Genomic DNA, 19,767 nt, shown 5'->3' on the forward strand with positions numbered 1-19,767 from the left:
ACACGGCACGCCTCCTCTGGGACGCGTTCACACCTGCCCTTTCTCGTGATGCGAGTTTTGCTCCAACAACCGTTCGGGCTCAAGAGTGAACAGGACAACACGGCGACCCTGCTATCTAACGATCTGAAGGATCTAGGGTGTCACGATCTGCCGTGCTGTGTCCCAATGAAATGTTATACGAGGGTGTCGCGAATGGATTGTCAAGTCTTTGGCTGGGCGGTTGTCGGTGTTGGGCCAGCTCCGTCTTGAGAACGGCAAAAGTCATCTTGATCAGGCCGCCCAGATTTTACGACCGCCAACCCGGTGATCAAGAGCTTGCGTCCCAGCGCGACCAACGCCACTTTGGCCGGCTTGCCGGTGTCCCGCAAATGGCGATAGTAGGTGCGCATTCGGCTGTTTGATTTTGACGCCCCTCAGGCCGAGAGATACGCGATCCGCCGCAGGCGGGCATTGCCGGTCTTAGAAATCCGTCCTTGACCGCGTTTGGATCCCGACTGGTGTGGGGAAGGCGCCATGCCTGCGGCCGCCGAGATTGCTCGTCCGGTGTCCAAGTGGGCAAATCCCACGGTCTCGGCCACAATCGTCGCCGCCGCCACGAAGGCAAACCCTGGCACACTCAGCAGCAACTTCAGTTGCTGCGACAACGTCTCATCGGCCTCCATCAGCGCTCGCATCGCAGCCTCAATCTCTCCGACTTGCCCAACCATGAGGTCGAACCGCTGCTGGGTGAGCTTGACGACGGTCTCCGAAGCACGATGGGCGTCTTGCAAGGCTTGGAGGTGGTTCTGTTCCTGAGTTCGGCGGACGAGAACGGCTTCCCGTTCTCGAGTCAGCTGTTTCAGGTCGCTCAACGCGGTGCTGGGTGGCGTCCAACTGCCCGGGTGCATCACCACGCCATACCGCGCGATCAGCTCCGCATCCATCGCGTCGGTTTTCCCCCGGCGCAATACGGAACGGGCAAAATACTTGATCTGCGTGGGGTTGACTACACTCACGACACAACCGAGCGATTGAAAGTGATGGGCGCAGCGCTCCCTGTACACATGGGTGGCCTCCATCACCACGTGAAGCTCTGCAAGTTCAGCCCACTTGCGAGCCCAGTCGCTCAACTGTTGAAGTCCGGCAGGTGTGTTGGCCAGGGGGCCACGCTGACCGAGCGAAGTTCCGGCGGCGTCTTGCAGTTGAACGAACACTTCTCGTTTCCCAATATCCATGCCGAGCACCAACATGCTGCACCTCCTGAGCTGGGCGAAGCGTGTCAGGCACAGTCTTTCTCGGCACTGTTCTTGTGGTGCAGGCTCGTCGGCCTCGGATAGGGTTCAGCGTTGCAGAGAAAGAGCCCAGGTCGGCCAGATCTAGGATGCGGCCTTGGAAGGCTCGAAAAAAGCACTGGCTTGTTGACCTGGGGTAGACCTGACCATCCGAATTATGACGGACCTGGCCCAACACACAAAAAAAGCCGCGGCCTTCTTTGCCAGAGAGACCACACGTTGAGATACGTGTTGATCCAACAGTGGCGCAGTCAGTACTCGTTGAACGTGTTGTGCCGGGTGCTAGACGTGTCCACCAGTGCGTTCTACAGCTGGCAGAGAAGGCCCACCTCCTCACACGCTGAGCAGGATGCGCTGCTTCAGCAGCGCATCCATGAGCTTCACCAAGCCAGCAAAGGGCGCTACGGTGCGCCTCGTCTTCAGGCCGATCTGCGCGCTGAAGGACAACATGTTTCCCGAAAGCGAATTTCGCGCTTGATGCGGGTTGCTGGCCTGCGGGCCAAGGGAAAGCGACGATTCGTCCGCACGACGGACAGTGAACACACCTGTGCGGTCTGCCCCAACGTGTTGAACCGAAAATTTGCCGTCCAGTACGCCAATACAGTGTGGGCTTCTGATTTGACGTTTATTCCCACCCAGGAGGGATGGCTGTATTTGGCCGTCACACTTGATCTGCATTCGCGGGCGGTGGTGGGGTACGCCATGGAAGCCCAGATGCCAGCAACCTTGCCCTTGACAGCTTTGCAAATGGCGGTGGGGACAAGGAAACCTCCGCCTGGCTTGATCCACCATAGCGACCGTGGAAGTCAATACGTCAGTAAAATTTTTCAAGCCGAATTGACGCGCATCGGTGCGCAAGGGAGCATGAGCCGGAAGGGTAATTGTTGGGACAACAGCGTTCTGGAGAGCTTTTTCAGCTCCCTGAAACGGGAGCTGCTGGACACGGCTCCCTTTGAAAGCAGAACTGCAGCTCGTCAAGCGATCTTTGAATACATTGAAGTCTTCTACAATCGACAACGCCGCCATTCCACACTCGCTTACTTGACACCACACGAGTTCGAGCGCCAAGCTCAGGTGGCTTAACCAGACGTGCGCAAGACCGACTCAAGCCCATTCTCAGCTTGAGGTGATTTTCAGCGGCCGTCCGGCAAGTTCAGGGACAGAAGAGTCCGCAGACGTCGTTGTGGCCGCGGCGCTCTCTGGCAGAGCGGTCAGTGCACGGTCTACCCCCGGTAAGGTGAAGTGGAAGGTGCTGCCTTGACCTGGCGTGCTGCTCACCCAGAGCCTTCCGCCATAACTGTCCACAATTTTGCGGCACAGCGCCAGACCAATGCCGGTGCCCGCATACTCCGTCTTGCTATGGAGGCGCTGAAACACCTCGAAAATCCGCTCAAAATACTGTTCCTCAATGCCGATCCCATTGTCCCGGACGTAGAATTCCCAGTCTGTGCCGCTGCACTCTGCGCCAACCTCCACGTGAGGGGCTAGGCCCGGGCGCTGATATTTGATGGCGTTTCCAATCAGATTGCTGAACAGCTGGTCCAGCGGAGTGTTGTGGCCGAGCACTGTGGGCAACGGCCCGCAACTGACTTGTGCGTTCAGGGCATCGAGATCAAGCTGAAGCCGGTACAAGACATGCTTGATCAACGCGTTGGTGTCCACTGGCATCGGCGTCTGCCGCCCATGGCCTACCTGGCTGAATGTCAGCAGGTCATCCACCAACTGTTTCATGTGCTGACCACCCGCGTGGATCTGGTGTAGGTAAAGTCGTCCGCGCTCATCCAGTTGATCTTGATACCGCCGTTCGAGTAGCTCGGCAAAACTGACCACACTGCGGAGCGGCGCTTGCAGATCGTGCGAGGCCACATACGCAAAGCGTTCGAGTTCCGCGTTGCTGCGGCGCAGTTCCTCTTTAGCCTGATACAGCGCGTCCCTCTGCGCAACCAGTTCCGCTGTGCGCTGCGCCACCCGCAACTCCAGTTCCCTGTTCTGCCGCTGCGACTCTAGGGTGGCGGCCCGCTGAAGCGCCAACCGGCGCTCAATCACTAGCGTCCCTAGTGCCAAGACCATCAGCAGGCTGGAAACCAGGGCCACATTTCGGGCCAGCAGAGCCTGCGACTGGGTTTGAGCCAACTGACTGCCTCCGGAGAGCTGTGTGCCGATGACGTGGACCGTGGTGCCGGACATGGCGGTGTAATGCATGCCCGCGATGGCGACACCTAACACCAGAGCAGCGAGCACACGCCAGCGCTGATGGGCATCGGTGACAAAGTGCTGGGCCAGTTTCAGGGCCACGGTTGCGGCGCTGATAGCGATGAGCAAGCTCAGGACCACCGACAAGGGTGTATACGTTAGGTGGCCGCTCAGCCGCATGCCTGCCATACCCAGGTAATGCATGCCCGCCATACCTAGGCCCAGCAGCAGTCCGCCCTGCACCAGGGTGCGTGGGGTGACGGTGGGGCCACGCACCGTCCACAGGGCCAGCACCGCGCCGAAGATGCCGGCGGCCGCCGACACCACCACTAGGGCGGGGTCGTACTGCACAGCAATCGGCAGAGAATGCGCGAGCATGCCGATAAAGTGCATGGCCCAGATGCCCAGGCCCATGACCAGCGCACTGAAGAGTAGCGGAAGGGTGAAGGGATGTCGCGTGCGGTTTTCGGCGCGGGCGGCGACATTCAAAGTCGTATAAGAGGCCAAGCTCGCCACAAGGACGGACAACAGCACCAGTGATGGGTTGTAGTGTCCCATTAAAGGATTCATGAGGTCTATTCCTATGATAGGTCGCTACAAAATTCCAGACTGCCAAAAAACCGCTGTGATGGGGGGAGGAGTGTGAGATATCTTACTCTTCGTTAATTGAGGATTGCGGACCTGGTTCTGGCTAAGATTTGTCTGCTGGTCGGAAAGGGCCCAGACCGGGGCTCCAAGTCCAAAGCCGGTCTGCCTTGATGAAGTGAGCGGCAGTCAATGCCCAGAGGCGGTGACGTATCCGCGCTTTTCTTTCTTGGCTGCCCGGAACAGCACCAGATTCCCGACCGGGCGCAGCTCCAGCAGGCCGTGTGCTTCGACCAAGGCCAGGGCTTTCGCCAGGCACCACACCGCTGCTCTTCGCTTGAGACCAGGCTGCCTCCGGGCCCAATCCAGAACAGACCTGCGTGGGTGGGGGTTCGGCGCCACACATCTACTGGAGGACGCCATGATCATTCTTGGACTTGATCCCCACCCCACGACCCATACCGCCACCCTCAATCAGGGGAAGTGCTGGACGGCATCTACCGGGGCTTGCCGGTCAAGATGGCCGAGCGCCTCGAGGCCTGGCACCCCATGGCCTGCTCCCCGCGCTGCCGCCTGTCCACCCAGACCGTGACGGTGCGTCCCTGGTGGCGTCTGTTCTGGCCCACGCCTGCCGTCCAGATCACGGTGGGAGAAGCCTGATGCGTCCAGACCTGCATCCCGGAGATGAGGCGATCCACGAGTACTTCGGCCTGACGTACGCCAACTATTTGGTGCGGCCCCGTACGTTGCTTCAGAGCATGCCCGGCGAGTGGCAGCAGCGCTTCGTGCAGCTCTTGAATGAGCTGGAGGCCGCGTTCGAGCACGAACCTCAGGCACAGCGTTATCACGTGCAGGCCGAGCAGTGGGAGTCCCCAATGTCATGGACCGGGGCACGCTGGAGCGGCTGGGCTCGACCCTGAGTGACGATGGGACAGAGGCCATTGACCCGGATGGAGACGCCCATGATGCGAGTCTGCCCTGTCTATTTGTTCCTGAACCCGATCCGGTGCCCTACTACGACCGGGGCCGTGCCCGCCTGACGCCCCGTACTCCAGCTGGACCGCATGAAGTTCCCAGCCTGAACGACGCCTTCACCGTGTGGGCAGGCCTGGCGCTGATCCGTGGATTGACGGTCAGCCTCGTCATTCCCGAAGGCTGCTGGCCGGGGCTGGGCGCGCTGCCTGCCGCATGGATCGAAGATCTACCTGGTGTTGGTGCCAAACACCCCCTGTGACCTGGCGCTGGTCGATCGGCCCGCGGGTCTGGGCCTGATCCGTGCCCAGCTGCTGTCCTAGGGTTTGGCCGCCCAGGGCCTGCGGGTACTCGAAGAGCTCACCCCACCTGGAGGGCTGCTGCGCGAAGATTTGGGCGAGATCATCGATTTCAGCTACCGCAACGCTCGGCACAGCCTGAACGACATGACCAGGGAAAACGGTTGACCATCAATCCTGCGGTTTTATCCTTAGAGCACCACCTGCTGCGCGTGTTGAATGACGCCGAACCGACCACGCTGGTACAGGCCATCGCGCGCGTCACCGGACCGAACCGCTTTCCCGGCTTCACCGCGGCCTGCCGCAGGCCCCCTCCCCTGCTGCTCTGAATGCTTGGCACCGCCTCATCAAAGAGAACTGGACCCGGTACGTGGAGCGCCGGAATGGGCGAGGACATGTCCTGACGGGTGAAGGGGAACTGCGCCTTCAGGTTGAACCATCCACACCTGCAGGCGCTGAGCGTCATCCACGAACCAGAGGGGGCTAGAGCAGTAGTAGATGCCCTAAACTGCAGAGCCACCTACCGCTTTTCCTTGGAGGGGTCAGAGATCGATAGGTGAGTATGACATTGCTTTTTGATAATGCTGCCCAAGACTGAGCAACCTTCGTAGGGCAGTGCTTACTCCAGAGTTGTTGTACAGAGCTTCAAAGGCCAGGGATGGGGAGGGCGACAGGACGGATGGTCTGGCCTTGTTCCTGAGCCGTGTCGAGCAGACGACTTGTCTGCTGATTAAGCTGCTGAATGCCTTGTTCATCAAATTGCCCAGATTTCAACGTATTTCCTACCGCCGTGAGCGATTTACTGAAATTGGGCAGTAGCCCCCCGATCTTGCTGAGAAAGGGGTCTTGGGTGTTGCGGGTCATTTTGATTGCCGCGTTGACCTGAACTGCAGCAAATAACAAGGCTCCACCCGCCTTAATGATGTTGAGTCTCTGGTTGGCCGCCCCGACCTGGAATTTGTATTGACGGTAAGGTTTCCAGACCCAAGTGTTGAAGGCGTAGTAGGCCGCGCCCAGGTGGAACACGAATTTGGCCTTTTCCAATACGGTGGCTTGAGCAGGCTGAAGAGGACCAGCCACGAGCAATGCGCCCGTGAACAGCAGAACTTTGCGGGAAACAGACATGGTCCGAGTCTGCGGGTGAGCAGCCTTGCCCACGTGAGGTGCAGATGCAGATGGCTTGCGAAACCTGTCTCAACCACGCTGAGCGACCCAGGCGCAGGCAACACGGCGAAACTCAAAATGCAAGCGCGACGGCAAGTCGATCAAAGTTTGCCACAGAGTTAGACAAGAGAGGCTGAGGCTCAGCAACTTTTCTGGTCTGTATTTTTTGACACAGTGAGCATGCCTTCGGGCAAGGGATACATCATTCTCTGGAGGTCAACCCATGAAATCTGAAACCAAGACTGTTCTTCTGGCACTGTCTCTGTTACTGGCCCCTGGCATTGCGCAGGCCCAGGACACCACCGATACCACCAATACCACCACGGCCAACCAGAACAATGACAACAACGACTTCGACTGGGGTTGGCTGGGCTTATTGGGCTTGGCAGGTCTGGCTGGACTGCGCCGTCAGCCGGAACGGGTGGTTACCACCCCCTATACCGGCACGACCAACCGACCTTAACCTCATCCGCTTCTTCAGGCCCGCTCGTAGGAGCGGGCCTGATTTTTCCCTGCTGTAGTGTGGCGGTTCCGGCAACTTAATCGCAGTAGGCTGATTCTCTGTAACTGACCGCAAGCCCTACCGACACCGTTTTTCACTGAGCATCATTCGGCACGCCCTTTGGCTTTATCACCGCTTCCCTTTGAGCGAGCGCGATGTTCAGGAATTGCTGCACCAGCGCGGCCCAACAGGTCAGTCACGAGACCCTGCGCCAGTGGAACATCCCTTTCGCCCCACTCCTCACCGAGGAGCTGCGCCACCGGAAACCCTGGCGGGGTTCTCGGTGGTTCCTGGATGAGGTGGGTGTCGATATGGCGGGCAAAAAATACTGGCTGTGGTGGGCCGCCCTAGAATCCGGTGCAGTGCTCGACATCCTCTTGCAACCTCACCGGAACGCTGATGCAGCCAAGACCTTCTTTGAGCGTCTGTTGATCAACTCTGCCGTCCCAGAGGTCATCCAAACGGACAACCTCTGAAGTTACGGGGCGGCTATTCGAGCGCTTCCTGTGCTCCACAGCGTTGAGCACAGCCAGGTCATTTCCGCTGCGCGCTGCAATAACCTGATTGAACAGTCTCACCGGCCCACCCGGGATCTGGAACGAAGTCAGCGAGGCTTCAAGAAACCCCGAAGGGCACAAGAATTTCTGGCTCTGCACGCCCGCGTTTCGAACCTTCACCAACGCACTCGAACGACCGTCCCCGCTCGCAATCGAAGAACGCATCAGTCGAAGGCCCACCTGACCTGGCAACGCGCCGTGGATGCGGCGGTCTGAAGTTCAGACCGCTGCTGGTGAGATCTGGCCTGCTCGAGATTAAGTTGCCAGAACCCTTCCCCACAAGCTTCGGCTGAACTGAAGCTTCCCATCAAGCCACAGCGCCCTGTCATGATTCCTGATCGACAGGTTTTGTGTTGGGAGTTTCGTCATCATTGTCACCGTTTTCAGGGAGAACCGTGAAAATACACTCCCATGCCACAACTGAATATCCAGACCCTGCGAGAAGTAGACACCGACGTCCAGCAGCGTCAGCTCCGGCTGACGCTACCCGCGATCACAGTGAGTGAATGGGCCAAGCTCCACGGCTATGGACGTTCCACGGCGCTCCGGTGGGCGGCCCAAGGCCAGCTCAAGGCTTGGCGCAGCGGAGCAACGTGGTTGTGTAAGCCAGATACTCCCAAGCCCCTCACTGCGCCTGATCAACGGCACCAGAGGCCAAGGAAGTAAGACCCTTCCACAGACGGGAAGTCGGATACAGAGGTCAAAAAACCGTCTCCCACGCATGAGCAGGTCTCCCCATCCTCCACAACACCCCGTCCCTCAGTGGACGGGTCCTTTGTTTCAGGTCTCGCGCCGACTTTCCTGCCACAGCCACCAGCCCTCTTGAATGACTCGCCACATTCCACAACATATGATCACCAGGACGGCTCCCCAAGTTGCTGTCCAAGACCAGTCCTGTTCAACCACTGAGCGCACCAGTTCATCGCCCAAAGTCCACAGGAGCCAGCCAGACAACGGCACACCAATCAGCCCCAATACGATCAGGACACGAATGATTTTCAGACTGATGTCTCCCCGGACCATGGCGGACAGAGTAGCCGAGATCTGCAACCCAAGACAGAAGAAATGCCCACACTGAAATCAGGGATTCAGCTGTGTTCTGGACAGGGTCACCACACTCCAGGTCCATCGACCATGTGATTTGAGAGCAGGAGAGCTTTTAGACACCTGGCAAGGTTAGCTTCTGCATTCTTTCGACACTTTCGCAGCTAGGTTGGATGTAGCCCTGCCATGGCCGCTGCTCAAGCGTTCCTCGCGCACAGGTCCAGCGGCGGTGCAGCGGTGAGAATCCCTTTCTGGATCAGGTCTTCCTGCAGGAGGCGCAGCTGCGCTTGGTTGGCGGCCTGGTGGGCGTCGTGCGAACTCACGGCCTGAGCCTGCCACACATGGATGAGCGGTGTGACCGGAGTTGACCAGAAGGAAAAATCCCCCACCTGCCCGCCGAAGCTGGGGCGGGGGCATGTCAGTCCCAACTCAATCACCAGGGATGTTCAGGTCTTCAGCGCGTCGTCCGCTTGGAGCGGTGCGGCAAGTGGGCGCCGCTCCAGAACAGGATAAAGGTCTCCACCTGCTTTAAGAACAGCGGAAAGTCCGGTGATTTGAGCAAGTACGCACTGGCCTGCAGGGTGTAGGCCTGAGTCACGTCTGCCTCGGCGTGCGACGTACTGAACATCACCACCGGCAGGAGCAGCAACTTCGGATCGTCTTTCAAGGCAGAGAGCACCTCGAAGCCGCCCATCACGGGCATGTTGATGTCCAGCAAAATCACGTCTGGCAGCACCGCCTCAGGGGAACGGAGACGGGCCAGGGCCTCCGGACCACTTGAAGCCATGGTCAGGGTGCAGATCAGGTCATCGGTGAGGGCAAACGCTTCTTCAGCCAGCAGGCGCTCAGTGGCATTGTCATCAATCAGCAGGACTCGCAGTGCACGGGTCATGAGAGGGCCTTAAAGAGCAAGATGAAGATACACATTCGCACCACTGTAGCCTGAAGAGGTGGAGCTCAGGCTCGGTCTGCCCTCTCGACCCTCTTGCAGGGAGGGGAAAACCACGAGGGTCCCCGCCGGCCAGCCGAAGCTGGGGCGTTGGGCTGGAGCTATCGCGCGCGGGAGCACGCTCTTCTCAGTCACGGGGCACATTTAACCGGAGAGGTGAGCTGGTGCGACTCCAGAAGCGGATGAACGCCTCTACTTGTTCCAAAAAGGAATAAAACGCGGGCGACTTGAGCAGGTACGCCGTGGCGTGGAGGGTATACGCCTGCGTGACGTCTTCCTGACTCCGCGAGGCCGTGAACATCACGACCGGCAGTACGGCCAGCTGTGAGTCGGCTTTGAGGGCGGCGAGAACCTCGAAACCGCTCATGAGCGGCATATTGATGTCCAAGAGAATGACGTCGGGCAGCACGGCGTCAGGGGTCCTCAGGCGAGCCAGGGCCTCAGCACCCCCAGGGGCAGTGGTCAGCGTGCAGATGAGGTCGTCAGTGAGCGCAAAGGCTTCTTCGACCAAGAGCCGATCGGTGGCACTGTCGTCAATGAGCAAGACTCGAAGCGCACGGCTCGCGGGATGAGCAGAGGGGTCAGGGAGCACCAGAACAATGTATTGCCTCTGGATGAAGGGGCGGCCCCCGCCTGCCAGCCAAAGCTGGAGCCGGAACGTCGTCAGGTTTTAAACTGAAGCCGTAGCCCGCTCCAGATTCAGCGCCAGCAACCGGGCCAGCACTTCGTCTTCGGTCAGCGGCCACTCCCATCCGTAAGCGGCGGCCACGGCATGGTCGAGGTGAGCATGAGCAGTGACCAGTGCAGAGACGGGATGGGCCGAGTTGGGCTTCTCGCGCAGGCCCACCACCATGTTGTAGAGGTTGTGTTGCCTTAACTTGGCCCATGGCAGAGGGAGGGCAGTCTCCACCTCCTCCCAGAGATCGAAGTGGAAGAACAGCAGGACGTGCAGGCTGACGCCCCAGAACGCTCGCTGCTCAGGTGACGAGTAGGCTCTCAATCACTTTGACCACGCGCCGAGCCCGGGTCTCTGGGTTGGCGGTTCCCTCGACACTCAGGACATGTTGGCGTTGGCAGATCGTCGACCAGCCGTTTCATGTGCTCCCCGCCGTCAACAATCTGCCGGAGGTACTGGAGTGTGGACCCAAAAGCACCGCGCTCCAGACGCCTGTATTCTGACATCCTCACGTGCTTTTCAAGGTCGCAGCACCGGGCCTCATTCAAGGTGTTTCTTGATCTGCTTCTGGATGGTTCTGGCCGCTCCCTGCCAGTACGGGCCACCGTCAAATCACCGGCGGCCATCAGCCGCTTTCTGAATCACGCTGCGTGGAACAATCGGCAGTTCTGCCGGGTGATGCGTCAGCACGCCTTGCAGCTACTGCGGAGCGGATGGCGAATTCGGCCTCATCAGCGACCTCGACTCGACCTGTTGATCGATTTGACCAGCTTGGAGAAAAGCGGCAAGTTCGCTGACCTTGCCGACTGGATGCACACCTTCAACAGCGTTCACGGCGTCCATCTGATGGTGCTGTACCTGTGTTGTGGTCAACTCCGGTTGCCTTGGGCGGTTCAGGTGTGGCGGGGGAAAGGGACGCCTTCCCCTGCACAACTGGCCCTGAAGTTGCTCCGTACCGTTCCTCCTGTGCTGCTGTCAGGCAAGCGGCGTCCCCGTCTGCATGCAGATGGGGGGGTTGAGAGCATCGAATTTATTCAAGGTGTGCTCGCTCACGGCCTAAACATTGTGGTGGGTGTCCGTTTTACACGCAAGTTCGAGGCATGGCCGTCAGGCACGCGATCTCATGGTCAGAGGCGAGTTGGTCAAGCCCTGTGGACTTGACCAAATCATGTGTGTCTCTTGGGTCTGGCTGCACCGCAACCACGAGCCGGAACAACGCTTTGTGATGTCCAACCTTAATCTCGGCGGCGTGTATCTGGCAAGGGTCGGGAAAGGGCGCGAGCGGGTTGAAGCCTCGTTCAAAACCATCAAGGGGCTCTTTGGACTTGAAGGCTTTGCTCAACACAGCAAACAGGGCGTATTTCGCTGGTGGTGCCTCTTCACGTTGGCCTTTTTCCTCTGTCATTTCCAAGATCTGGATAGCCCCGTGAGGACACCACAGGTCTGGCCAAATTAGGGAGGCTTGGCGAGAACCCTGCGGTTCTCGTTCGTTCCAGAGGTGCGTCGCTAGGCGCTTTTACTCGATTTAGCTGCCATCGACGCCTTCCAGCACGCACAAAACTGCATCAAGACTTAAATCGTAAGATGTCAGTCAACTCCAAAGAAGTCGTGACTTGACGGCCGTCTTCGATCATGGTACGGTCAAATGACAAGATAACGTTATCCGAGGTTAAGATGTCTAGGACTCCAAAGCTGTCCGATGTCGCTCAACATGCCGGGGTTTCTGTACCGACGGTGAGCCGGGTTCTCCGGGAGGTGCGCAATGTCGATCCCGAACTTAAAGACCGTGTGCTGCTGTCGGTCAAAGCCTTGGGGTATCAGCCCAACCGCTTGGCCAAAAGTCTCCGGGAACAGCGGACTGGCATTATCGGGTACCTGAGTGCTGGCGACATCGCCACCTTTCATCACATTCTCGCGCAGGGCATTCAGAACGCAGCACTTGACCACGGGTACGCAGTAGTTACCGGGCACGGCAGCACGCTGGAGCGTGAAATGATGTACGCCAAAATTTTCAGCGGGTATCAGGTCGATGGACTGGTCGTCATTCCTTCGTCCACTGGGGATCCCTACTTGGAAGAACTCGCCCAGCAGATTCCCGTGGTCGAAGTGGACCGAACCTTCGGAGCCTACAGCCGTCACAGCGTCTTGCTCGACAACCGGAGCGCAGTTGCAGGCGCCGTCGACCACCTGGTGGCGTTGGGGCACCGACAGATTGGCCTGATCTACGGCAATATACCGGTCAGCACGGAAGTCGAGCGCAAGGAAGGGTTCGTCGACCGGATGCAGCACCACGGTTTCCCCCTGCGGCCCGAGCACCTGATTTCGGACGGGTTTTCTGAGGAGGGTGGGGTCCGTGCCGCCCACCAGCTCCTCCAGCTCGGCGAACCAGTGACTGCGGTGGTCGTGACGACTAACGAGATGCTGGCCGGCGTCGTCCGGGCCATCCGGTCTCTGGGCCTCTCGATTCCCCGCGACCTGTCGCTGATCGGCATGGACGACACCCGTTGGGTACAAATGATGGAACCGCCCCTCACGGTCATGGCCCAACCCGCTTATGAGATGGGATACGAGGCGGGCCGGCTGCTGATCCGTAGCATCCAAGACCAAGACCACGAAGAAGCGTTTCCCCGCGTGCGGCGTCTGCCCGCACAATTGATCATCCGTCAATCGACTGCTCCACCAAGGGAGGTCCCCTCTATGTCCACTTAATTTTTTTCGCTTTCGGGAAATCGTTATCCCAACTCGCCATCTCATGTTTTGCCGGAGGAACCTATGCGCACATTCACCCTGACGTTGGCCCTACTCGCACTTGCTCCAGTCGCACAGGCCAAGCAGATCACGGCTTGGGTTATTGATGGCCAGTCTGAGCGGCCCTACTTCATTCAGTTGGAAAAGGCCTTCAATGCGGCGTACAGCAGCAAGGGCATCACAGTGAAGGTGACGCCGATCCCCAACATCAATGACGCGCTCAAAGCCGGATTTCTCAGCAAAAAGCTGCCAGATGTGGTGATGATTGACGGCCCGAACATGGCCAACTACGTGTGGTCAGGTCAGCTGAGTCCACTGGATGCCTACCTTGACAAGGCCATGCTTAGCGACCTGCTGCCGGCCATCCGGGCGCAAGGCACCTACAGCCCGGACGGAAAGATGTACTCCATTAGCCCTTACGACTCGACCGTGCTGTTGTGGGGCAACAGAAAGTACTTGCAGCAGGCTGGCGTCCGAATTCCCAAGACGGTCAAAGACGCATGGACCCTTACTGAGTTTCAGGACGCTCTCAGCAAGCTCAGCAAGGTGAAGGGAGTGACCTGGCCCTTGGACTTGAAGTTGAACTACAGTGGCGAGTGGCTCAGCTTCGGCTTCGCGCCCTTCTTGCAATCCTGCGGCGCTGACCTGATCAACCGCAAGACCTGGCAGGCCACGGGCGCCCTCAACTCGGCGGCCTCCGTCAAGATTCTGACCACACTGCAGGACTGGAAGAAGAAGAACTGGATCGTGCCGCAAAGTGGGGGGGATAACCGGTTCTACGGGGACAAATCGGCCGCTTTGGTGTGGGTTGGCAACTGGATGTGGCGTGACCACAAAGCGGGCCTCGGCAAGGATCTGGTCTTGATTCCCGCACCGAAATTCTGCGGCAATAAGCAGGCGTCTCCCAACGGTGGCTGGAGCTGGGCCATGCCGCAAAGTTCGGTTAGCAAACAGGAGGCGGGGACGTTCATCAACTTCGCCATGTCCACCCGGCAGGTGGCTCAGTACGCCGACATCACGGGTTACATTCCATCGCGCAAGTCAGCCACGCCGCTCAGCAAGGTCTACGGCAAGGGCGGTGAAGGTGAGCTCATGGCAGAGCAGGCGGGCAGCATCGCTGTGGTGCGCCCGGTTCATCCTGCTTATCCGGTGATCTCCAAGTCGTTCGGCGACGCGGTGCTCAACATCCTGAACGGGGCCAACGTGAAGGCTGAACTGGACAAAGCTGCGGGCGCAATTGACCGTGACATTGCGTCCAACAAAGGCTACCCGCCTTTCAACAAGAGCAGGTGATCTTCTTGGGAGGGGCCAAAGGCCCCTTTCCAGGCCACCTTCATGCTGAAGACGAGGAGTGAACCTGTGCATACTTCTTCCCCACCCGTGCGGTCTGCTCAAACCAAACCCAAGCCAAGACACCGTCAATCGTTGACCGAAGAACTGTTGCTGCTACTGCCCGCGACCCTGTTGCTGCTCTGCTTCTTGGTGGTGCCGTTTGTCCTCTCGATCTACCTTTCGTTCACTGATCAGCGCCTGGTGCCCAACCCGGTGCCCACCGATTTTGTGGGCTTTCAAAACTACCAGCAGGTTCTGAGTGACCCGGCCTTCTGGCAGGCGTTCAGAAATACCGTGTATTTTGCCCTCCTGGTGGTGCCCTTCCAGTGTGCAGTGTCGCTCGGCATCGCGGTCTTGCTCAATAGCTCGTTCCCGCTCCGCTCGTTTTTTCGGAGTGTGGCGATCTTGCCACTGATGACACCCATCACAGTGACCATCGTGATTTGGGCTGCGTTCTACCGCATCCCCGACGGCCTCTTCAACAACGTCATCAAGGCGTTTGGCGCCGAAGGGTACGTGGACTGGCTGGGCAGTCCCTTGTGGGCCATGCCCGCCCTCGTTTTGCTGTCAGCTTGGGCCACGTTCCCCTTTCAGATGCTGCTGTACTTGGCGGGCCTGCAAGATATTCCCAGCGAACGCTACGAGGCCGCGCGCATGGACGGCGCCAGTGCGTGGCAGCAATTCCGGTACGTCACCTTTCCAGGACTGCGCAACACCAACATCCTGATCCTCATTACCACCACCATCCAAGCGTTCAAGCTGTTTACGCAGGTCGACATTCTGACGCGGGGCGGGCCAGTGGGGGCCACCAATACCCTGGTGCGCTACATGATCCAGCAGGGTTACGTCAGTCAACTGGTGGGGTTCGGCTCAGCAGTGGCTGTCATTTTCGTCGTGATTGTCGGCTCGCTGGCTATTTTACAGCGCGTCCTCGTCAAGAACGAGTAGGTGATCCTATGAATGTTTTCCGTCTGCTTCTTGGCGTCCTCCTGACCGTACTGGTGCTTGGCCCACTGATGATGATGCTCTCCGTCAGCCTCAACCCAGACGAGGCGGCCATCAGCGGCATGTTGGGCACGGCCAAAGCGTTTTTTCCCTCGACTTTTTCGCTCGAGAATTACCGGGAAGTCATCACCGACCCGTATCAGCCGTTCCTGCGCTACTTGTTCAATACCCTCTTGGTCACCATCTGTACAGTTGGCCTCGGTGTGTTGGTCAACTCGGCGGCGGCCTTTGCGCTGGCCTGGGGGTACGGCTCCTACCGCAAGCTCTATGTGGCCCTGATCATTGCCCTGTTCGTCATCCCCGGTGAAGGTCTGCTCATTCCACTGATCTTGATGGTCAGCCGCCTGGGCTGGCTGGACAGTTATCAGGTGCAGATTATTCCCTTTATTGCCAGCTCGTTCTCCATCTTTTTGTTCTATCAGTTCTTCTCCAAGTTGCCCCCTGAACTGATTGAAGCCGCGCGGATTGATGGAGCCAAGCTGTCGACCATCCTCTTCAAAATCGGCCTTCCCCTCAGCAAACCGGTGATTGCCACCACCGCGATCTTGGGTTTCTTGGACGTGTGGAACAGCTACCTGTGGCCCAGCATGGTCACGCGCGGCGTGGAATTCAGGCCGCTCAGCGTGGCGATGGCGGCATTTTTCAACAGTCAGCAGTCGTACTGGGGCAACGTCACGGCCTTTGCCGTGTTGATGGCCCTGCCCGTGATCATCGTCTTCCTGATCTTCCAGCGTTGGTTCGTCGCGTCCGTGGTGGGTTCAGGCGTAAAGGGTTGAGGTTGATGTCCCAAAACATTGTTGACCGCGAGCAGTACCGCCCACACATTCATTACACCCCGGCTGCCAATTGGATGAATGATCCAAACGGATTGGTCTACTTCGGCGGTCTGTACCACCTGTATTACCAGTACAATCCCTATTCCAGCAGCCACGCGAACATGCATTGGGGCCGGGCCACCAGCACCGATCTGGTGCACTGGCAGGAGCGAGAGGTTGCCCTCCCCGAGCATAAGCACCAGGTGTTTTCTGGCAGCGCGGTGGTCGATTGGCACAACACCAGCGGCTTTGGCCAGGGCAGGCAACCGCCATTGGTGGCCTGCTATACCGGGCATACTGCTGATAACCAGGCACAGTTTCTGGCCTATAGCCTCGATCAAGGCGTCACCTGGACTTACCATGACGAACCCGTACTTGATCTGGGAAAACAGGATTTCCGCGACCCCAAGATTTTCTGGCACGCGGCGTCGGCGCAGTGGATCATGGTCGTCGTTCATCCTGTGGAGCGACAAGTCGAACTGTACGGCTCAGGCAATCTGCGGGAGTGGACGTCCCTGAGCATCTTTGGCCCCGTGGGATTCACGGGCGGGATCTGGGAAGTGCCGGACTTATTCCCCTTGGAGGACGAAACGGGCCGCACCCACTGGGTAATGAAGGTGGATCTCAACCCCGGAGGCCCTTACGGCGGCTCTGGGGTGCAGTACTGGTTGGGGAACTTCGATGGTCAGAATTTCACTGCTACGACCTCCGCTCGCTGGCTGGATCACGGCAACGACTTTTATGCCGCACTGACGTGGAATGACCTCACGGGTCGCCGGGTCTGGATTGCTTGGATGAGCAACTGGCGCTATGCCCACGACGTGCCCACCCTCGGCTGGCGCGGAGCCATGACCTTGCCCCGAGAGGTGTGCGTGTGCGCCGATCCTGACCTACCGACCTTGGCTCAGCGGCCGGTGCCCGAACTTCAGGCCCTCAGACAACACTGGACGGATCTGCAGGGAGGAGGCCGATTTTCCCTGACTGAGCATCAGGCCCACGAAGTGCTGCTGCAGTGGCCCGCCCTCCCTGATGGCCGTGTCATTCTCGAATTTCACTCCGCCTCTGGCTGTGAGCTGTCTGTCGAAGTGGTCCTTGAGGAGGTCGTGGTTCGCCGCCCTGCGACCGTCAGCACCACCCTGTTGGAGGGCTACTCAGGCGAGCACCGAGGCAAGTTGCCAAGTCATCTGACACAGCATGACCTGCATATTTTTTTGGATGCTTCTTCCGTGGAAGTGTTCGCAGCTGCAGGGCGGATCGTCATCAGTGACCTCTTGTTCCCCTCGGAAGCCATCCGGGAAATGACCGTGCACGTCAGTGGCTTGGAGCCTGCCTCGTTCCAAGGCGAGTTGTGGTCGTTGAACTCCAGCACACCGTGAACAACGGGCTGGATGCAGGGAAAGTTGCGTTTATTGCCCCTGGCCCGCCGTATAGCCGGCTTGGCCATCAAAGGTGTACAGGTGCTCTGTCTTCACAAAATCCAACCCTAGCTCTGAAACCCTGGCCAACAGGGCCAACACGTGAGCGTGGCCTACAGGTTGCGCCGGATCTTGCCACAAAAACCGGCAGCGCCAGTGATCGGCGCAAGTCGTTTCGGGAAGGCCCTGCGGCCACACCTTCACGCCACGGTTGGAGATCATGTCCAGGCGCCATCCCTCGCCGGCTGCTCCCTGCAACTGCTGGCCCAAGACGTCAGGATTGCGGTCAGCCGCCCACCACTCCAGAAAAACATCGGTGCCCACCAACTGCTTGACGGCGCGGGGGCGGGACTCCACCTGCACGCTGATTGCCGGGGCATTGCCCAGGCCGCTCACGGCAGGCAGATGCTGGGGCAGGCGGCCCAGACGCTCTATCACCGCCTCGGCAAAGGCCTGCGTGCCCACTTGCTGCACAGTCTGCGGCCCCACCACATCGGCGGTGTGAAGGCCGTCTTCCAGCGCACACAGCCACGCATTCTGGATACGCTGGGCCACCTTGCCCTGCCCGATATGGGTCAGCATCAGGGCCGCCGCGTTGAGCAGGCCGCTGGGATTGGCCTTGTCCTGGCCCGCCAGATCAGGAGCGCTGCCGTGGACTGCTTCGAACATCGCCACTGACGCTCCAATATTGGCACTGCCGCCCAAGCCCACCGATCCCGACACTTCTGAGGCGATGTCAGAGAGAATGTCGCCGTACAGGTTGAGGGTCACGATTACATCGAAGGTTTCAGGGCGTGCGCCGAGGCGGGCCGCGCCGATGTCCACGATCATGTGGTCGGCCTGCAGGTCGGGATACTCGGCGGCCACTTCATCAAAGACGCGGTGAAACAGGCCGTCCGTCAGCTTCATGATGTTGTCTTTGGTCATGGCCGTGACCTTGCGCCGTCCGTGTGCGCGGGCGTATTCGAAGGCGTAGCGCACCACCCGCTCGCAGCCGTCGCGGGTTACGAGCTTCAGGCACTGATACACCTCATCGGTCTGACGGTGCTCGATTCCCGCGTACAGATCTTCCTCGTTCTCGCGCACGATCACCAGATCCATCGCCGGATGGTGGGTGGCGACAAACGGCGCATAAGCCCGTGCAGGCCGCACATTGGCATACAGGCCCAGTGCCTTGCGCAGCGTCACATTCACGCTTTTGTAGCCGCCGCCCTGTGGGGTGGTGATCGGGCCTTTGAGCAGCACTCCAGTACGCCGCAAAGTGTCCCACGCATCGGGGGCCACCCCCGAAGACACGCCGCCGAGATAAACCTGCTGCCCCACCGCCACCTCCTGCGGAGCGATCCGTGCCCCTGCTGCCGTCAGAATCCGTAGCGTGGCCGCCATGATTTCGGGGCCGATCCCATCGCCGTGAGCAATGGCAACCGGCACAGCAGAGGGGGCGGTGATGGGCTGAGTGGGTGATGGGGTCACGTTTGTCATGGTCACGGGGAAATCTCCTGGGTGAGAAGGGGGCTACTTGCCTGTGCCCATACTAGCGAAATATTTGTCGCGTATTGTATATCACGTTTTATACTTCGTACAGACCAGTGAGTGAGGGAGAGGTCAAGCAGAGTGAACTGGTGCGGGAAGCAGTTAGACTGAATTCCAGTTCATCCCCAGACCTATGACCCTGACTCCCAACTTCCCCTCCGGCCACTGGACGTTTTTGACCAATCACACGCATGTCCTGCTGTGTCTGGTACGGCAACCGGAGGCCACCTTGCGGCAGGTGGCCCTAGAGGTGGGGATTACCGAGCGGGCCGTGCAGCGCATCGTGCGCGACCTGGAACAGTCGGGAACACTGACCCGCACGCGCAGGGGCCGCCGCAACAGCTACACCGTCAACGCCGATTTTGCCCTACGCCACCCACTGGAAGCTCACCGTAACGTGGGTGATCTGCTGGCATTGCTCGCTTCTGGGAGGCCACCAAAATCCAAGGGCTAGTGGGTCACTTGCCACGGGTATAGTCTTTCACTGGACGACCTGAAGAGTCTGCGCTCCAGAACCTCCCAGAGGATGTCTTCGTGCATAGGCTCGCTGACGGCGAGCCTTTCTTTTTCCGCCCCAGACGAAGGGGGTTGGGTGTGCATTCCATCCTCGCGCAGTTGCTTCTAACCACTCGATGATTTGTCTCGGACTGGTCGGACAGTGGCCAGCCAACGCACGACGAACCAAGATGCGCTGGATTGACTCGGCC

23 protein-coding genes and 2 pseudogenes are annotated in these 19,767 nt (G+C 59.2%); 16 read left to right on the forward strand and 9 right to left on the reverse strand.

Annotated features, from left to right (window positions below; all coding sequences use genetic code 11):
• Window positions 1-413: 413 nt before the first annotated feature.
• A complete protein-coding gene (locus tag F561_RS26545) occupies window positions 414-1,229 on the reverse strand; it encodes an IS110 family RNA-guided transposase (protein ID WP_019012278.1) in 816 nt (271 codons plus the stop codon).
• Between the two features lie 222 nt (window positions 1,230-1,451).
• Between F561_RS26545 and F561_RS0122805 the strand changes: the two are divergent.
• A pseudogene (locus tag F561_RS0122805) lies at window positions 1,452-2,354 on the forward strand (IS3 family transposase); the annotation flags it as partial.
• A 33-nt stretch (window positions 2,355-2,387) separates the two neighbouring features.
• Here F561_RS0122805 and F561_RS27540 read toward each other — a convergent pair.
• Together F561_RS27540 and F561_RS30385 are read right to left on the reverse strand one after the other, a co-directional pair.
• Window positions 2,388-4,034, reverse strand: a complete 1,647-nt coding sequence (locus F561_RS27540; protein ID WP_019012281.1) for a sensor histidine kinase — start codon at window positions 4,032-4,034, stop codon at window positions 2,388-2,390.
• A 204-nt stretch (window positions 4,035-4,238) separates the two neighbouring features.
• Window positions 4,239-4,373, reverse strand: coding sequence for a hypothetical protein (locus tag F561_RS30385; protein WP_019012282.1), 135 nt, complete (start codon window positions 4,371-4,373; stop codon window positions 4,239-4,241).
• Window positions 4,374-4,532: 159 nt separating this feature from the next.
• On the opposite strand from F561_RS30385, the gene F561_RS29580 reads away from it, so the two are divergent.
• From F561_RS29580 to F561_RS29290, 5 genes are all read left to right on the forward strand, one after another.
• A complete protein-coding gene (locus tag F561_RS29580; protein WP_019012283.1) occupies window positions 4,533-4,709 on the forward strand; it encodes a hypothetical protein in 177 nt (58 codons plus the stop codon).
• Complete coding sequence (locus tag F561_RS0122825) at window positions 4,709-4,969, forward strand: hypothetical protein (RefSeq protein ID WP_019012284.1); 261 nt, start codon at window positions 4,709-4,711, stop codon at window positions 4,967-4,969. Before F561_RS29580 ends, F561_RS0122825 begins: the two co-directional genes overlap by 1 nt.
• Window positions 4,930-5,283, forward strand: coding sequence for a hypothetical protein (locus F561_RS0122830; protein ID WP_019012285.1), 354 nt, complete (start codon window positions 4,930-4,932; stop codon window positions 5,281-5,283). Before F561_RS0122825 ends, F561_RS0122830 begins: the two co-directional genes overlap by 40 nt.
• A gap of 64 nt (window positions 5,284-5,347) precedes the next feature.
• On the forward strand, window positions 5,348-5,488 hold the full coding sequence (locus tag F561_RS29285) for a hypothetical protein (RefSeq protein ID WP_019012286.1): 141 nt from the start codon (window positions 5,348-5,350) through the stop codon (window positions 5,486-5,488).
• Window positions 5,485-5,649, forward strand: coding sequence for a hypothetical protein (locus tag F561_RS29290; RefSeq protein ID WP_019012287.1), 165 nt, complete (start codon window positions 5,485-5,487; stop codon window positions 5,647-5,649). Before F561_RS29285 ends, F561_RS29290 begins: the two co-directional genes overlap by 4 nt.
• Window positions 5,650-5,965: 316 nt before the next feature.
• Here the strand turns inward: F561_RS29290 and F561_RS0122845 are convergent, their stop codons facing one another.
• Entirely contained in the window at window positions 5,966-6,445 is a 480-nt protein-coding gene (locus tag F561_RS0122845; protein ID WP_019012288.1) for a hypothetical protein, read from the reverse strand.
• A gap of 262 nt (window positions 6,446-6,707) precedes the next feature.
• On the opposite strand from F561_RS0122845, the gene F561_RS0122850 reads away from it, so the two are divergent.
• Together F561_RS0122850 and F561_RS26555 are read left to right on the forward strand one after the other, a co-directional pair.
• On the forward strand, window positions 6,708-6,947 hold the full coding sequence (locus tag F561_RS0122850) for a WGxxGxxG family protein (protein WP_019012289.1): 240 nt from the start codon (window positions 6,708-6,710) through the stop codon (window positions 6,945-6,947).
• A gap of 136 nt (window positions 6,948-7,083) precedes the next feature.
• Window positions 7,084-7,759, forward strand: a pseudogene (locus tag F561_RS26555) (IS6 family transposase).
• A 1,025-nt stretch (window positions 7,760-8,784) separates the two neighbouring features.
• Here the strand turns inward: F561_RS26555 and F561_RS30390 are convergent.
• The 4 genes from F561_RS30390 to F561_RS0122885 form a co-directional block, all read right to left on the reverse strand.
• Window positions 8,785-8,910: a hypothetical protein gene (locus F561_RS30390; RefSeq protein WP_281166616.1), complete on the reverse strand. Its 126-nt coding sequence runs from the start codon at window positions 8,908-8,910 to the stop codon at window positions 8,785-8,787.
• A gap of 131 nt (window positions 8,911-9,041) precedes the next feature.
• Complete coding sequence (locus F561_RS0122875) at window positions 9,042-9,479, reverse strand: response regulator (RefSeq protein WP_019012293.1); 438 nt, start codon at window positions 9,477-9,479, stop codon at window positions 9,042-9,044.
• Window positions 9,480-9,663: 184 nt separating this feature from the next.
• Window positions 9,664-10,131, reverse strand: a complete 468-nt coding sequence (locus F561_RS0122880) for a response regulator (protein ID WP_157452118.1) — start codon at window positions 10,129-10,131, stop codon at window positions 9,664-9,666.
• 75 nt (window positions 10,132-10,206) lie between these two features.
• Window positions 10,207-10,446 (reverse strand): hypothetical protein, encoded by a 240-nt coding sequence (locus F561_RS0122885; RefSeq protein WP_157452119.1) that lies wholly within the window; start codon window positions 10,444-10,446, stop codon window positions 10,207-10,209.
• A 519-nt stretch (window positions 10,447-10,965) separates the two neighbouring features.
• Here F561_RS0122885 and F561_RS30440 point away from each other — a divergent pair.
• The 7 genes from F561_RS30440 (at window position 10,966) to F561_RS26575 (ending at window position 17,488) form a co-directional block, all read left to right on the forward strand.
• Complete coding sequence (locus F561_RS30440; RefSeq protein WP_157452120.1) at window positions 10,966-11,373, forward strand: hypothetical protein; 408 nt, start codon at window positions 10,966-10,968, stop codon at window positions 11,371-11,373.
• Window positions 11,374-11,380: 7 nt separating this feature from the next.
• Complete coding sequence (locus tag F561_RS26565; RefSeq protein WP_051097059.1) at window positions 11,381-11,668, forward strand: hypothetical protein; 288 nt, start codon at window positions 11,381-11,383, stop codon at window positions 11,666-11,668.
• 218 nt (window positions 11,669-11,886) lie between these two features.
• Window positions 11,887-12,921 carry a LacI family DNA-binding transcriptional regulator gene (locus F561_RS26570; protein WP_040381776.1) on the forward strand — a complete coding sequence of 345 codons (1,035 nt, stop codon included), beginning with the start codon at window positions 11,887-11,889 and terminating at the stop codon, window positions 12,919-12,921.
• A 177-nt stretch (window positions 12,922-13,098) separates the two neighbouring features.
• The gene (locus F561_RS0122900) at window positions 13,099-14,253 is read left to right on the forward strand and encodes an extracellular solute-binding protein (RefSeq protein ID WP_211214852.1); all 1,155 of its coding nucleotides are present in this window, start codon (window positions 13,099-13,101) and stop codon (window positions 14,251-14,253) included.
• 132 nt (window positions 14,254-14,385) lie between these two features.
• On the forward strand, window positions 14,386-15,240 hold the full coding sequence (locus F561_RS0122905) for a carbohydrate ABC transporter permease (RefSeq protein WP_019012298.1): 855 nt from the start codon (window positions 14,386-14,388) through the stop codon (window positions 15,238-15,240).
• An 8-nt stretch (window positions 15,241-15,248) separates the two neighbouring features.
• Window positions 15,249-16,073 (forward strand): carbohydrate ABC transporter permease, encoded by an 825-nt coding sequence (locus tag F561_RS0122910; RefSeq protein ID WP_019012299.1) that lies wholly within the window; start codon window positions 15,249-15,251, stop codon window positions 16,071-16,073.
• Between the two features lie 5 nt (window positions 16,074-16,078).
• A complete protein-coding gene (locus F561_RS26575; protein ID WP_019012300.1) occupies window positions 16,079-17,488 on the forward strand; it encodes a glycoside hydrolase family 32 protein in 1,410 nt (469 codons plus the stop codon).
• Between the two features lie 30 nt (window positions 17,489-17,518).
• On the opposite strand, the gene F561_RS0122920 is transcribed toward F561_RS26575, so the two are convergent.
• Window positions 17,519-19,009: an NADP-dependent isocitrate dehydrogenase gene (locus tag F561_RS0122920; RefSeq protein WP_051097062.1), complete on the reverse strand. Its 1,491-nt coding sequence runs from the start codon at window positions 19,007-19,009 to the stop codon at window positions 17,519-17,521.
• Between the two features lie 184 nt (window positions 19,010-19,193).
• Between F561_RS0122920 and F561_RS26580 the strand changes: the two genes are divergently transcribed.
• Window positions 19,194-19,514, forward strand: coding sequence for a winged helix-turn-helix domain-containing protein (locus F561_RS26580; protein WP_019012302.1), 321 nt, complete (start codon window positions 19,194-19,196; stop codon window positions 19,512-19,514).
• Window positions 19,515-19,767 lie beyond the last annotated feature (253 nt).

This window comes from Deinococcus aquatilis DSM 23025, assembly GCF_000378445.1.
Taxonomy (GTDB): domain Bacteria; phylum Deinococcota; class Deinococci; order Deinococcales; family Deinococcaceae; genus Deinococcus; species Deinococcus aquatilis.

Coding starts and splice junctions, on each gene's coding strand:
- F561_RS26545 (WP_019012278.1), bottom strand. CDS start 1,229: ATGTTGGTGCTCGGCATGGATATTGGGAAACGAGAAGTGTTCGTTCAA.
- F561_RS27540 (WP_019012281.1), bottom strand. CDS start 4,034: ATGAATCCTTTAATGGGACACTACAACCCATCACTGGTGCTGTTGTCC.
- F561_RS0122825 (WP_019012284.1), top strand. CDS start 4,709: ATGCGTCCAGACCTGCATCCCGGAGATGAGGCGATCCACGAGTACTTC.
- F561_RS0122830 (WP_019012285.1), top strand. CDS start 4,930: ATGGACCGGGGCACGCTGGAGCGGCTGGGCTCGACCCTGAGTGACGAT.
- F561_RS0122845 (WP_019012288.1), bottom strand. CDS start 6,445: ATGTCTGTTTCCCGCAAAGTTCTGCTGTTCACGGGCGCATTGCTCGTG.
- F561_RS0122850 (WP_019012289.1), top strand. CDS start 6,708: ATGAAATCTGAAACCAAGACTGTTCTTCTGGCACTGTCTCTGTTACTG.
- F561_RS0122875 (WP_019012293.1), bottom strand. CDS start 9,479: ATGACCCGTGCACTGCGAGTCCTGCTGATTGATGACAATGCCACTGAG.
- F561_RS26565 (WP_051097059.1), top strand. CDS start 11,381: ATGTGTGTCTCTTGGGTCTGGCTGCACCGCAACCACGAGCCGGAACAA.
- F561_RS26570 (WP_040381776.1), top strand. CDS start 11,887: ATGTCTAGGACTCCAAAGCTGTCCGATGTCGCTCAACATGCCGGGGTT.
- F561_RS0122910 (WP_019012299.1), top strand. CDS start 15,249: ATGAATGTTTTCCGTCTGCTTCTTGGCGTCCTCCTGACCGTACTGGTG.
- F561_RS26575 (WP_019012300.1), top strand. CDS start 16,079: ATGTCCCAAAACATTGTTGACCGCGAGCAGTACCGCCCACACATTCAT.
- F561_RS0122920 (WP_051097062.1), bottom strand. CDS start 19,009: ATGACAAACGTGACCCCATCACCCACTCAGCCCATCACCGCCCCCTCT.
- F561_RS26580 (WP_019012302.1), top strand. CDS start 19,194: ATGACCCTGACTCCCAACTTCCCCTCCGGCCACTGGACGTTTTTGACC.